Annotated in this window: 14 protein-coding genes and 1 tRNA gene; 8 read left to right on the top strand and 7 right to left on the bottom strand. The window is 35.4% G+C overall.

Annotated elements, in window-relative coordinates; genetic code table 11:
* Positions 1-207 precede the first annotated feature (207 nt).
* From AC5LXI_RS00960 to AC5LXI_RS00925, 8 genes are all read left to right on the top strand, one after another.
* On the top strand, positions 208-1,155 hold the full coding sequence (locus AC5LXI_RS00960) for a hypothetical protein (protein WP_493443126.1): 948 nt from the start codon (positions 208-210) through the stop codon (positions 1,153-1,155).
* A gap of 24 nt (positions 1,156-1,179) precedes the next feature.
* Complete coding sequence (locus tag AC5LXI_RS00955; RefSeq protein WP_493443125.1) at positions 1,180-3,741, top strand: toxin VasX; 2,562 nt, start codon at positions 1,180-1,182, stop codon at positions 3,739-3,741.
* Positions 3,722-5,221, top strand: coding sequence for a hypothetical protein (locus tag AC5LXI_RS00950; protein ID WP_493443124.1), 1,500 nt, complete (start codon positions 3,722-3,724; stop codon positions 5,219-5,221). Before AC5LXI_RS00955 ends, AC5LXI_RS00950 begins: the two co-directional genes overlap by 20 nt.
* A gap of 15 nt (positions 5,222-5,236) precedes the next feature.
* Positions 5,237-6,070 carry a DUF6708 domain-containing protein gene (locus tag AC5LXI_RS00945; RefSeq protein WP_493443123.1) on the top strand — a complete coding sequence of 278 codons (834 nt, stop codon included), beginning with the start codon at positions 5,237-5,239 and terminating at the stop codon, positions 6,068-6,070.
* A 54-nt stretch (positions 6,071-6,124) separates the two neighbouring features.
* Positions 6,125-6,946: a DUF6708 domain-containing protein gene (locus AC5LXI_RS00940; RefSeq protein ID WP_493443122.1), complete on the top strand. Its 822-nt coding sequence runs from the start codon at positions 6,125-6,127 to the stop codon at positions 6,944-6,946.
* A gap of 72 nt (positions 6,947-7,018) precedes the next feature.
* Complete coding sequence (locus AC5LXI_RS00935) at positions 7,019-7,840, top strand: DUF6708 domain-containing protein (RefSeq protein ID WP_493443121.1); 822 nt, start codon at positions 7,019-7,021, stop codon at positions 7,838-7,840.
* Positions 7,841-7,900: 60 nt separating this feature from the next.
* Positions 7,901-8,728: a DUF6708 domain-containing protein gene (locus AC5LXI_RS00930; RefSeq protein ID WP_493443120.1), complete on the top strand. Its 828-nt coding sequence runs from the start codon at positions 7,901-7,903 to the stop codon at positions 8,726-8,728.
* Between the two features lie 60 nt (positions 8,729-8,788).
* A complete protein-coding gene (locus AC5LXI_RS00925) occupies positions 8,789-8,923 on the top strand; it encodes a hypothetical protein (RefSeq protein WP_493443119.1) in 135 nt (44 codons plus the stop codon).
* A 273-nt stretch (positions 8,924-9,196) separates the two neighbouring features.
* On the opposite strand, the gene AC5LXI_RS00920 is transcribed toward AC5LXI_RS00925, so the two are convergent.
* The 7 genes from AC5LXI_RS00920 to AC5LXI_RS00890 form a co-directional block, all read right to left on the bottom strand.
* Positions 9,197-9,272: transfer RNA gene (locus tag AC5LXI_RS00920), tRNA-Asn, on the bottom strand.
* 107 nt (positions 9,273-9,379) lie between these two features.
* Positions 9,380-9,964, bottom strand: coding sequence for a YiiX/YebB-like N1pC/P60 family cysteine hydrolase (locus tag AC5LXI_RS00915; RefSeq protein ID WP_493443118.1), 585 nt, complete (start codon positions 9,962-9,964; stop codon positions 9,380-9,382).
* The gene (locus tag AC5LXI_RS00910) at positions 9,934-10,518 is read right to left on the bottom strand and encodes a biotin transporter BioY (protein ID WP_493443117.1); all 585 of its coding nucleotides are present in this window, start codon (positions 10,516-10,518) and stop codon (positions 9,934-9,936) included. Before AC5LXI_RS00910 ends, AC5LXI_RS00915 begins: the two co-directional genes overlap by 31 nt.
* A gap of 126 nt (positions 10,519-10,644) precedes the next feature.
* Complete coding sequence (locus tag AC5LXI_RS00905; RefSeq protein WP_493443116.1) at positions 10,645-11,277, bottom strand: MBL fold metallo-hydrolase; 633 nt, start codon at positions 11,275-11,277, stop codon at positions 10,645-10,647.
* Between the two features lie 19 nt (positions 11,278-11,296).
* Positions 11,297-12,679 carry an MFS transporter gene (locus AC5LXI_RS00900; protein WP_493443115.1) on the bottom strand — a complete coding sequence of 461 codons (1,383 nt, stop codon included), beginning with the start codon at positions 12,677-12,679 and terminating at the stop codon, positions 11,297-11,299.
* Between the two features lie 106 nt (positions 12,680-12,785).
* Positions 12,786-13,760, bottom strand: coding sequence for a ketopantoate/pantoate/pantothenate transporter PanS (panS, locus tag AC5LXI_RS00895; RefSeq protein WP_493443114.1), 975 nt, complete (start codon positions 13,758-13,760; stop codon positions 12,786-12,788).
* Positions 13,761-13,803: 43 nt separating this feature from the next.
* Entirely contained in the window at positions 13,804-14,610 is an 807-nt protein-coding gene (locus tag AC5LXI_RS00890; RefSeq protein WP_493443113.1) for a TatD family hydrolase, read from the bottom strand.
* Positions 14,611-14,618 lie beyond the last annotated feature (8 nt).

Below are 14,618 nucleotides of genomic sequence, written 5' to 3'. Positions count from 1 at the left end.
TCAGCTACCAAAAGCTATCGTTCAACCCAATATTAGATCAAAGTAATTCATTTATTAAAATCAACGAAAAGGTCATTGATTAGGGGCCTCGTCGATGAAGTCTACTTAAAATGTAATGCTATGAGAAAACAGGCGTTAACAAAAAATAACTATTTTACTAAAGATGAGTGAAATTAATGATAAACGCGGTAGGAAAAAAGGTTAAAAATGTTCGAGGAATTAAATGAGTTCGAGAATTTTAGACGATATCGTTATCTGTTAATTGATAATAGAGTTGTACTTCATTGGGCAAGTCCGTTATCACTTGAAAAACTAACGTATCAATTTGGTGAAAATAAAGCTTTTGGTGAAAATAAAGCTTTTGGTGAAAAAAAACTAACAACAGTATTACGTACTGATCTGGATTACGATCCAAGTGTTTGCCCGACATTGATTCAATTGGCTGAGCCAAGTATATTGACCGATGATGTCATAATTGATGACATTAGCCGACAAGCGGCATTAGAGTGTTTTTGGTCACAACGTTATATCTGTGCTTATCTGGTTAGTGACCAAAAACCCTCAGCATTGGCAAAACAATTAGTTAATATCGGCAATTCAATTGGTCGGACTTTAAAAGAACCATATTATCCTTTTTTTGAGCCTTTTCGGATGCAATTTTTGGATGAAGTGGGTTCCAATCAAAGTAAAGCGTGGTTAAAAGCGCAATTTTCTCAAATTTACAACTATTATTATCCTTCAATTCATAATGGTAAATTTGTTCAATTTACTGCTAAAAACGAACCCATGCCAGAAAAAAGTTGGGATATTGATGACAATCTGCTTATTAAAAATATTCGAATAGTTCGTACTTTGGTTAATGCTTGGGCAAATAACCGATTACAATTTGAAGAGCAACAATCTTTACCACTATCAAAAGATATTATCGCCGAGGCGACACAATTGGTTAAGCAAGCTATACAATTAGGCTTAGTTGACGCTGGTGATATCTTATTTTGGGGAATTTGTGGTTTAAGGCACCATCAAGCCTTTACCCAAAATCCCAAAGTTTTAATGCTAATTGAGCTTGCTAAAAAAACACCTGGAACACTATCAACACAAATTAATAATGCCAATATTGCTATTGAAAGTACAAACATTAAGGAAATTAGATAAATAAAATAATAAGGAATAACCAACATGGAAAAAGAAATAAATATAGGCAATCAAAACAAAAGACAAGCGGCTGGAAAATGTCCTGCATGTGAACGAAAAGGTATTCCGGTGTTTTTATTGCGTCAGGCGGTTATTAAATTAGCGCCGTTTAAAGGCGCAAAAAGTGATGTAGATTATCAATCGTTAGCTAATTATGCACAAAAAATAAACTTTAAAAATCGCATGCCTGACGAACAGTTAAAAGATTATGGCTATATTTTGCGTACTCTGCGCAAAGGTTATGTTTATGTGATGCAACAAAAAGGAGATGATATTAATACACGAATGCTTGAAGCTTATGAGTGTTTTAATGGTGTATTACGTTTAAAAGATGCTTATAGTTTAAGTGGTACAGAACCAAGACCATTATCAAAAGCATGTTACAATGCCTGCCACTCCATTCCAGCCTCATTTATTAATTTGGATGATCGAATCTTTACCAATGCATGGGTAGCATATGTTTCACAACCTTGGTCTAGCGAAACAATTGATCAATATATTAATGAACAAGACAAACTGGCGCTATCTCGTTTTACCCACATTGACATAACCAAATTGAAAGACGATCCCGATCAAGCAACCAACAATCGAGCAGTACCTTTTGTGGATATTTTTGGCAAAGCAGATGATACCGAAAGTGTCAGTAACGTACTTGAATTTAGAATAAAAAAAGACCTGTTGCCAAACTTCCAATCGGCACATCCTTTTATCAGTCTTTATGATCAAAAACGTTCATTTGCCTACCACGTCAATCCATTATCAGGTTCTTCATGTGGTGTCGTTGTGGAAGACACTTTTGGTATTGCTGAAGAGCTAAACTCTCAGCGGCTTTCACATTTGCATATATTTAATGAAAAACCTCTGACTGATGACGAACTAAAACTTGCTGAAGAAGTTATTGATAATTTGGATGACATCGATAAAGAAACTAAAATTTATGAACAACGCGCCAAAAATATGCTCAAAACAGTCAATCCAAAATTGCAGCAACGTTTTAAATATTATGATGCTGGAATGTTAAAAAAACGGATGATATTTGAATTAATGACGCAGTACCGTCAGTCAATTGTAATGTATTATGATCGTGAAATTGATAAAGTAAAGGAAGAAATTGAAAAACTTAAAAATTCTGGTAAGGATAAAGTTGGTTATTACGAGATCCCTCCATCAACAAAAATGTACACTAAAATAAGTCAAATAAAGTCAGACAAAAAGCAAGCATTAGACGATTTTGATGATTGTGTTAATCAACAAACAGTTAAGAACTTTAATACCGAATTAGAGGCAGCTTATAACGAAGTCGTTGATTATTGTAAAGAATGGTCACAAGATTATTTTACTTATGTCCGCTGGTTGTTTGGTAAGCCAGAGTTTATATCGGACTTTGATCAAGTAAAACCAAGCAGTTTTAACCCAGTCCATTTTTGGCAACGTGAATTTGATTTTTCAGTTGAAACAACCTCGATAGCGCATATAAATGAAGTTACGCAAATACTATTAGACTCAACCCATTCAGAAATAAAGTTAGGTGCTGATACTGCCTTGTGGGATGAACTGCTTAGCAATCCAGAAAGCATCTATTACATTATTGACTATAATAACCCTAAAGGTATTGATCGTGATGAAGAAGTGTATGTTGATCTGGCGGATAATCGACTACTAAAACCCAGAGATATTATATCAAATGCATTAAGAGTTGGAGCAATCATATCTAGAGCAATTGAAGAAGTAAGCGAAGTAGAACTAAAAAGAAAACTACATATATTAGAACAGCATAAAGCAAATTATGAAGCTAAAATTAAAAGCAATCAGCAAAAAATAGAAGAACTGAAAAAAGAAAATGCGAAAAATTCAGACAATGAGAAAGCTAAAACTGAAACTAAAAAATTGATAAAGGACAAAAGCAAATACAAGGCTGAAATTCAAAAATTAAATAAAGAGCTTGAAAAAGTCAATCAACAGATGTCAGAAATAGCTCAATCAAAAACGTCAAACTCAGGCCATAGCGCTAATATAAAACATTTATTAAATAGCACCGCCCTAGGAAAGCAGGCAGCACTAATTAAAGATAAATTACATACCGCCAAATCACCGTGGATGCGACTTAACGCTTTTGATCAACTAGCCAGAATCGGAGCGATGCCAGTTGAAATTACTATACAAATAAGACCAAAAAATTACGCTAAAATCCAAAATTTATTAACCCAAATGCAGCGAGGTTTTTTTAATCGAGGTATCTATCATCCGCATGAACTGGAGTTTTTGCAAAATTTTGACCTTGATGAAGAGGTGACCAAAACAGGTACAATAAAAACCCAAAAAGCCAAATTTACGCTCTGTTTTCCAGACAAAATAACAAAAAGCTTATTTGTCGATTTTATTAAGCAAACCAATGGGATATTAAGCCCCCGCAAATTAAAAGAATTTGTTGAAAATGCGTATAAAGACTATTTTAAGCTAATTTATAAACAAAAAAACCTTCGAGCTCAGCTTGGTAATGCAGCCGAAGGCATGAAGTCAACCCAAGATGAAAAAAATAAAAATTAGTTCAAGAAATCGTAACAATGAAATCATAAAAATAAATCAAGAAAAAGAAAATATAGAAAATGTTTCAAACAAAACTAAAATTGATTTAGAAAATACCAATAATGAAATTGTGTTAGGAAACGTTAATAACGAAATCAATGTTAGAAAAATAACTTTTGCCATTAATCTGACAGTGAATTCGATATCAGGTGTTATCACTTTGATGAATATAAACGACACGCTTAAAGAGTGGGGCGTTGCAAAAGAGGGCAGTGGCGAACAACAAGTAAAAGTACAATTAATAAAAGATGTGGTATATCTGGCAACGCTGGGGGTTGATATAATTAATCAATACCATAATATTAAACTCTTGATGAAGTTAAAAGACGCTATGGTTATCAATGCTAATACTCAAGCCATCAATAGCCAATTAAAATTAAATACTCTAATTAGTAAAACTGTTACCAGAGTAACAACAATAATCACCGTCCTTGATGCTATTACTGAGTTAAATAGTGCGTTTGATATGTTGGATATGGAAGATAAAACTTATGCTACTTATAGATTTCTTGGTTCTATTGGTTTAATTATTGGTGCAGCCATAGCTTTAATCGGTACCTTAATCACCATTATTATCGGTGTTATTTTTATGGTTGCAGGTGGATTTGCCATTTTGTTTAGTAAAAAGTATGATAAATACACGCCTATTCAGCATTGGTTAAATCGTTGCTATTTTGGCAAACACGCAGAGTTCGAACATTTAGGTTATGACGCTTATCATGAAGATGATCGCCGTTCACACAGTGGTTTTGGTTTAGCGCTCAATGACTATACTATTGCCATCTATGGCATCCAAACCTTTATTCGTAAGATACCGCTTTATAATGTTGGCCCTGATGGATCTTTAATAGAAAGTTCTGTCCGCGTTTTCCAGAATCATCTCTATTTTTATCTGGATATTCCTGATTTTGCTAAAGCCGATTCTAACGAAGTGCTAACGGTTTCCATTCGTTTATATCGTAAAAACTGGCAACCTCCTACAAACCAATCAACTGTAATAACCGATAAATATATCGATTTAAAATACCGCGTATCAACCAATGGTATTGAAGTTTTAGAGATTAAAAATGGTCCTGAAACCGACAAAGATATTTGCACTGATAAAAAAATGTTTTTCAATAAATATGAACTGCCGGCAATGAAAAGTAACTCTCCTTCCCTAGCTGGCCAGAGTCATATCCATGAGCCAGTTGAATTTCAATTAACACATACTCTAGAAGATGGAACAATAGTGATCGAAAGCGAACCAAAATTTAGTGATGTTGAAAATGTTATGGTTAAACAAGATGATAGTATTGATAGAGATGGGTTGATTATTAATAAATGGATTGCAGGCACAATGAATGGTATTGGTATAGAAAAATACCAAATAATCATTGAGTATAATAACCGTGAAGCAGTCCCACTAATCATTACCAAAAAGTCTAAGAAAATTAATTAACGAAAAGGAGCAGTTATGCCATCACAATATCGCCCACAAATATTAGGTTGGATAGGGGATTTAGGTAAAGGTACGAATTACTTTACAGGTCCCGATGATCGTTTACTGTATGCCAACGATAACTATTGCGCTTTTCTTCGTAAAACCTCATCTGATCAGATTTTTTATTTATGCATTTTTACTATTGCTTTTATTCTTTCAATAGTTTTAATGTCTATATCTATAATTGCAATTTTAGATTTAGATTTAGATTTTGATTCTGATGAAGACACTTTAGCATTTATCATTTTTATTGTTTTTTTTATTGCTTCTATTCTTGGATTATATATATCTATTCCCGAAATTTATCACAATATTTTTACACGGCGAGGATGCCCAATAATCCTTAATCGTAAAACCAAGAAAGTGTATATTAATGAAAGCTATTTCTTTAATTTTACCTCGTTTAAAAATCCGATTCATTTTTTACACCCCAATAAAAAACGGATAAAAGAGTATGATTGGGAAGATTTACATGGGATTGTGGTGCATAATTTTTCCACCTATCCACTCTGTACCACTATTTTAATGGTGTGTGAACCGGGCACACATAAAACCATTGACCATGTGCTATTAGATCCACTGCGTTACGGTATTGGTAGTTATCAGGTCTGGGGATGGGTCAATAATTTTATGTGCTTTAACGATTTAATTAGTTTAAACGACGGAAAATATACCTGGGAGCAAGAAACACCTTTTAAAAAGGATATCATTCAAGGTCAAGGTTGGCCGGAATGGATGGTTGAAGCGTTTAATGCCCTATCGCCGGAACATCTGATAGAGATTAAACAAAAATATCATGTGCAATAACCAAATTAGCCAATAAAAACAAAGCAAAAGGAAAAGGAATAATTAGGAGCAACAATGCCATCACAATATCGCCCACAAATATTAGGCTGGATAGATGATTTAGATAAAGGTAAGAATTACCTTTCAGGTCCCGATGATCGCTTACTGTATGCTAACGATAACTATTGCGCTTTTCTTCGTAAAACCTCATCTGATCAGATTTTTTATTTATGTGTTTCTACAATTGTCATTATATGTTCATTTCCAGCGATTTATATATCTTTTCTGTTACTTTTTGAGTTTAATCCCGAAACTGAAAGTTTTATATTTATTACTGTTCTCATTTCATTTATTGCAAGTATTTTAGCATTATACATTTGTATTCCTGAGTTATACCAAAATCTTTTTACACGAAAAGGTAGTCCAATAATCCTTAATCGTAAAACCAAGAAAGTATATATTAATGAAAGCTATTTCTTTAATTTTACCTCGTTTAAAAATCCGATTCATTTTTTACACCCCAATAAAAAACGGATAAAAGAGTATGATTGGGCCGATTTACATGGGGTTGTGGTGCATAACTTTTCCACCTATCCACTCAGTACCACTATTTTAATGGTGTGTGAACCGGGCACGTATAAAACCATTGACCATGTGCTATTAGATCCACTGCGTTATGGTGTTGGTAGTTATCTGGTCTGGGGATGGGTTAATAATTTTATGTGCTTTAACGATTTAATTAGTTTAAACGACGGAAAATATACCTGGGAGCAAGAAACACCTTTTAAAAAGGATATCATTCAAGGTCAAGGTTGGCCGGAATGGATGGTTGAAGCGTTTAACGCCCTATCGCCGGAACATCTGGCAGAGATTAAACAAAAATATCATGTGCAATAACCAGATTAGCCAATAAAAACAAAGCAAATGGAATAAGAAAAGGAAAAGGAAAAGGAATAATTAGGAGCAACTATGCCATCACAATATCGCCCACAAATATTAGGCTGGATAGGGGATTTAGGTAAAGGTACGAATTACTTTTCAGATGCTGATGATCGTTTACTGTATGCCAACGATAACTATTGCGCTTTTCTTCGTAAAACCTCATCTGATCAGATTTTTTATTTATGTGTTTCTACAATTGTCATTATATGTTCATTTCCAGCGATTTATATATCTTTTCTGTTACTTTTTGAGTTTAATCCCGAAACTGAAAGTTTTTTATTTATTACTTTTCTCATTTTATTTATTACTTGTATTTTAGCTTTATACATTTGTATTCCTGAGTTATACCAAAATCTTTTTACACGAAAAGGTAGTCCAATAATCCTTAATCGTAAAACCAAGAAAGTGTATATTAATGAAAGCTATTTCTTTAATTTTACCTCGTTTAAAAATCCGATTCATTTTTTACACCCCAATAAAAAACGGATAAAAGAGTATGATTGGGCCGATTTACATGGGGTTGTGGTGCATAACTTTTCCACCTATCCACTCAGTACCACTATTTTAATGGTGTGTGAACCGGGCACGTATAAAACCATTGACCATGTGCTATTAGATCCACTGCGTTATGGTGTTGGTAGTTATCTGGTCTGGGGATGGGTCAATAATTTTATGTGCTTTAACGATTTAATTAGTTTAAACGACGGAAAATATACCTGGGAGCAAGAAACACCTTTTAAAAAGGATATCATTCAAGGTCAAGGTTGGCCGGAATGGATGGTTGAAGCGTTTAATGCCCTATCGCCGGAACATCTGGCAGAGATTAAACAAAAATATCATGTGCAATAACCAGATTAGCCAATAAAAACAAAGCAAAAGGAAGAGGAAAAGGAATAATTAGGAGCAATTATGCCATCACAATATCGCCCACAAATATTAGGCTGGATAGGGGATTTAGGTAAAGGTACGAATTACTTTTCAGGTCCCGATGATCGCTTACTGTATGCCAACGATAACTACTGTGCTTTTCTTCGTAAAACCTCATCTGATCAGATTTTTTATTTATGTGTTAGTGGGATTATTACAATTTTATTGATTTTCGTTATACCAATATCAATATATTTACTTACATTAATAAAAATAGATTCTATTAATCATATGGCTATATTTCTGATTCCGTATATTATTGTTATTTGCTTTGTTATTACTCTATATTTAATGATTCCCGAATTATACCAAAATCTTTTTACACGGAAAGGTAGTCCAATAATTCTTAATCGTAAAACCAAGAAAGTGTATATTAATGAAAGCTATTTCTTTAATTTTACCTCGTTTAAAAATCCGATTCATTTTTTACACCCCAATAAAAAGCGGATAAAAGAGTATGATTGGGCCGATTTACATGGGGTTGTGGTGCATAACTTTTCCACCTATCCACTCTGTACCACTATTTTAATGGTGTGTGAACCGGGCACACATAAAACCATTGACCATGTGCTATTAGATCCACTGCGTTACGGTATTGGTAGTTATCTGGTCTGGGGATGGGTCAATAATTTTATGTGCTTTAACGATTTAATTAGTTTAAACGACGGAAAATATAGCTGGGAGCAAGAAACACCTTTTAAAAAGGATATCATTCAAGGTCAAGGTTGGCCGGAATGGATGGTTGAAGCGTTTAACGCCCTATCGCCGGAACATCTGGCAGAGATTAAACAAAAATATCATGTGCAATAACCAGATTAGCCAATAAAAACAAAGCAAATGGAAGAGGAAAAGGAATAATTAGGAGCAATTATGCCATCACAATATCGCCCACAAATATTAGGCTGGATAGGGGATTTAGGTAAAGGTACGAATTACTTTTCAGGTGCTGATGATCACTTACTGTATGCCAACGATAACTATTGCGCTTTTCTTGGTAAAATATAATGGTTATAACTAAGATTTGCTCTGTGATCTGAATAAAACAATCAGGGTTAGATTAAGCAAAAAATTGCCATATTGGACACAAAACTGATAAAAATGATAAATTATGCAGATCCATCTATTTTTAACATATTGAATAAATGTAACTATAGTGTGGAGTCAGTAATTTTTATTTACTCGTTTATTTATTATTTCTGAAATATTGATTAATAGTGAAAAGTTAGAATAATAATCGAAAACTAGCGTTTCTATGGCAGATAACATTATGTGAGAAGTTGGCTCCTCCAACAGGACTTGAACCTGTGACATACGGATTAACAGTCCGCCGTTCTACCGACTGAACTATGGAGGAACCGAAATGTAGCGCGCATATTATAGACTTAATGGCGCGGTGTCAATAGTTAATTATCTGAACTTGCTTTTTTTGTTTAATTTTTAACTAATTATCGTCATTTGATATTATTTAAGTGTCAGGATTGTCTTAAAAAGTTCTTTTTGTCTTAATAACTGTTGTGGATGTGAGCCGAGTTCACCTTGAGGAATGGGAGCTTTGAGTTTTCGGTAATATTCGATCCAATAAGGAAGAATTTGATCTGTAGCTAAATCGTTAAAATTCATTGGATAGAGCTGAAAATAGTCTTTACCAGATGGGTATTTGAAGGCATAAGTAATTAGTTCACTACAGTAAAAGCCTTCATCATCCTCACGAAAACTATGGTTATAAGGCAACCCTAGGCAGGTTTTAACTCGCGTTAATGCGTTTTTGATGACGGTATCATCATAGATGGTTGCGAGCAGATTATATTGAGTGTTAGCTAAAAAGTCGTTAAGCGGTTGTTGAATCACTCCATGCTTTTGGGTGGCTTCAATGACGATATTATTGCCAATATATAACCCAACATGGCTTATCCGATTGATAATGTCATCAGCGTGAGCACCAGAATGGATAATCGCGCTATTGAATTCGCTTGCTTCATTCTGGGATTGGAAAATAATATCGCCAATTTGCATTGTTATTGATGTTTTTTTGCGTGATGGCGCCATAATGAGAACATAACGCAAGTTGCAATAATAAACTTAAGTGCATCCACACCGACAAAAGGCAAATAGCCCACTTGTAGCGCTTCAATAAGTGAAATATGCAAATAACTCATTAGGTAGAGGACACCAAAAACAAATAATAGTTGGTGTGCACAAGCGAAGGCGATTAAGCCAAGAATAAAGCGGCGATCGTAACCTTTTTCTGCCGCAAATCCGGCTAAATAGGCACTAAATACATAACCATATAAATAACCTGATGATGGTGAGATTAGTGCCATAATGCCGCCGCTACCATTGGCGAATAGTGGTAATCCCATTGCACCTAAAAAGAGGTATTGTACGATGGCTAATGCACCTAGTTTACGTCCTAAAAAAGCGCCAATTAATAAAACGGCTAACGATTGAAGGGTAAATGGTACTGGGTAGGTGGGAATGCTGATATTCGCTGCAAGCCCAAGTAGTAGTGCCGCCCCTGTGGTTGCACACAGTTTGCGTTGCCAGGATGTTAAGTTAACTAGTGTGTTGAGATAAGTTGGATAAAAAGTTGTTAATTTCATTATTTTCTACCATTAAAATATAAATAGTAGTGCCATGATAATACAAAGATTTATAATGTAAACTATTTATTGATAAAAAGGTTTACATTAAAAGTTCCTTGGTTATCATTTAAATGAATAGCGGTGTTACACTAAGAAAGGATTGGTCATCCGTTCATTACCAAAGCTCGACATAGGCCCATGACCGGAAACAAAGATAAAATCATCCCCCAAAGGAAAGAGTTTATGGGTAATTGATGAGATGAGATCTGCATGATTACCACGAGGAAAGTCGGTTCGCCCAATACTGCTTTTGAATAATACGTCACCAACAAAAGCAATTTTATCTTTAGCATTAATAAATACGATATGACCGGGAGTGTGGCCGGGACAGAATAGAATATCTAAAGTGATATTGCCGACTTTCACTTGTTCACCTTCCTTTAACCAACGATCCGGTAAAAAGCTGTCAATATATGGAAACCCAAATTGCATGCACTGTTGTGGTAAGCTTGACAATAAAAATTCATCTTCTTGGCTAGGGCCAAGGATCTCAACATTATAATGTTTCGCTAATTCAATCGCTGCGCCAACATGATCTAAATGGCCATGAGTTAGGAGTATTTGTTTGATGTTAACACCAAGCTTTTCAACTGCTTTTTTAAGTAGTTCAGCTTCGCCACCCGGATCGATAAATGCGGCTTCCTTTGTTTCATCACACCAAATAATGCTACAGTTTTCCTGAAAATGGGTAACTGGAATGATTTGATACTGAAACATAGTGTTTTCTCCTTGTTGCTTAGTGCCGAGCTGTTAAATTTTGCCCATCTTCTTGGTTTAATTGCGCAAAGATTATACTTGATAGCATAGTTACGATGCCTAGTATAACAAAGGTTAATTGAAATGCGTGAATGGTAGTTGTTGAATTGCTAAATAATCTTACTAATACCGCACCAAAACCAGTACCAAAACTGATGGCTAATTGTTGATTAACAGCCATCAAACTATTGCCACTGCTGGTGCTTTCACCTTGTAAGTTAGCTAAAGTTATACTATTCATTGAGGTAAACTGCATAGAATTAACGCCACCAATACAAAATAGCAATACCCCTAATACGGTAAGTGGTGTCGCTAGATTTAATAATGACATGAGAAGGATCAAAATTCCTGCCAAAATAGTATTTGCCACCAGTACAAAACGATAACCTAACCGAGCAAGTACTTTAGTAATAAAGAATCGGGTAAAAATTGAAGCGATTGCCATTGGCATTAACATCATTCCGGCAAACATCGCCGAATAGCCAAAACCAACTTGTAAAAATAGTGGAATTAGAAAAGGTACGCCTGAAATACCCAAGCGACAGACTAAGTTACCGATAATGCCGATTTTAAAGGTGCGGATAGTAAATAATGAGAGTGGAAACAGTGGTGCTTGTCTCTTTTTTGCATAGAGGCGATAAATAAATAGAAATATTAAGCTAATAATAGCCAGTGCTAATGGCAAATAATATTGTTGGCCTTGATTTAAACATTCAATACTTAGCGTCGCGCTGACAAAGGTAATAACAATAAAAATAAATCCAAATGAATCAAAAGGTAGACGTTCACCTTTTAGGTTTGGCATATATTTTAAGCTGACAAGCACTCCTAAAATACCAATTGGCAAATTAATCAAAAAGACCCAATGCCAACTTACCATATCAACCAGATAACCCCCTAATACCGGCCCGAGTACCGGCCCAATTAGCCCCGGAATAGTTGCGGTATTTAATGCGGCTAAAAACTCATTCCGCTTAAATGCCTTAATCAACACCAAACGTGAAACGGGCACCATCATTGAGCCACCAATACCTTGGATTACCCTAGATATATCTAAGAATATTAGGGAATTGGATAAAGCACACAGTAATGATCCTAATGTAAAAAGCGATACAGCCATAACGAAGATGTTTTTAGTACCAAATTTATCAGATAAATAGCCACTTACCGGGATAAACAGCGCCAAGGTTAACGCATAGCAGATTACCGCTGATTGCATATTTAATGGCGATTCATTAAGATCTTTAGCCATGGTTGGTAGTGCAGTATTTAAAATCGAGGTATCAAGTGATTGCATAAAAAAAGCAAATGCTGCAATCCAAGGTAATATTCGATAGACAAAAGGTGGTAATTTGCTATTCATGGTATTCAGCCTAATATTGATTAATATGCACACACGATGTGCTTAGTGCTAAGTTTATATTCTCTTACCCTTTTATTATGAGGTAAGAGAATTGATGAATGCTAGATTACGATGACTGATTATTTGCTTTTTGCTTATTTTTAACCGGTTTTCCTTGCCAATAACCGGCCAATAGTGAGCCTGAAATATTGTGCCAAACAGAAAACACGGCTGCCGGCAGTGCAGATAAGGCTGAAAAATAGGTGTTACCAAGTGTTGCGGCTAATGCAGAATTTTGCATTCCCACTTCTAGTGACATGGTTCGGCAAGTCGATTCATCAAATCCGAATAAACGCCCTCCCCAATAACCACCAAGCAAACCAATACCATTATGGATGATTACCGCAAAAATCACCGTTATCCCCACTTGTGCAATGCGATCATGACTACCCGCAACAACAATGCAAATAATTAATAAAATACATAACATGGATAATAATGGTAAAAAGCGTTCACATTTTTTTACCACTGAATATAAAAAGTGGTGAACCATTAAGCCTAAAACAATTGGAATGAGTACAATTTGGATAATGTGCACTAACATCTTCCAGACCGGCACTTCAACGGTGGTACCGACGAGTAAAAGCGTAAGAATAGGGGTTACCACAACGCCAACTAGGGTTGATACCGATGAGATGGTGACCGATAACGCGACATCCCCCTTAGCGAGATAAATCATCACATTCGAGGCGGTACCGCTGGCGACGCTGCCGACTAAAACCATGCCGACTAATAATTCCGGTCGCATAGTAAATAATTTAGATAAGATTAAAGCAGTCAGTGGCATAACAATATAATGCAGTAGGGTACAAATTATTACTGCTTTAGGTTTGGTGACGACGCGTTTAAAATCATCAATACTTAACGTTACCCCCATAGTAAACATGACAAACATTAATAATTGTGAGGTATATGGACTAACCGAAAGGAAGACGTTAGGTGAAAAATAGGCGACTATCGCACAAAGAATTGCCCATAATGGAAATAATCGCGTAAGAGAAATAAGGGATTGCACAAAAAGTTGACTATAGCGTTGCGACATAAGTACCACCTTGTGGCTTGATAAATTATTAATTATTATATATTTATCTTTTTATTGGATTTGGAATTTCCATTTTATTGATTCTACTAAATAGCGTCAAGGTATTTGTTAGTATTGTGTCGCGTATTAGCAGAGGATCTTCGCTGCGTAATTGACAAAGAATATTAAAAATATCGACAATGTTTTCCGGCCTATTGATTTGTCCTTGCCGTCCACTTAACGGCATGTCAGGTGCATCGGTTTCTAACACTAAACTTTCGAGAGGTAATTTGGCGATGGTATGACGAGTTTTATTGGCTCTGGCATAACTTATTACCCCACCGACACCAATATAATAGCCCAATTTAATAAACTGCATGGCTTGCTCATAGCTGCCAGAAAAACCGTGGATCACGCCACGACACGGCAAATTTGCTTGATGTAATTCATGATAGATAACATCGTGAGTTTTGCGTGAATGAATTAAGACCGGTAAATCATAACGTTTGGCGATAGCCAATTGCCCTCGAAAAAACGCAAGCTGTTGTTGCCACTCAACAGATTGGTCATAACGATCTAAACCGATTTCGCCAATAGCAATCAGCTTTGTAGGGTGAGTACTAACTTCACTTACGATTGCCACTAACTTTTCAAGATCAGCAGCAGTGTGTTGATAAATAGGGTGTAAGCCAAGTGCTGCATAAAGTTCATTGTACTGCTCTGCGAGTTGTAAAATTTCATTAAAATGGTCGGCTAATACCGCAGGAATTATTAGACCAGTAATCTTAGCTTGTCGAATATGGTTGATTGAATTATCTAAATCGGTAACAAAAGTAGGAAAATTAAAATGGCAATGCGTATCGATAAACATAGTGCCTC

It is taken from the genome of Gilliamella sp. LMG 34361 (genome assembly GCF_984569075.1).
This window is presented reverse-complemented; position numbering and strand designations above follow the sequence as displayed.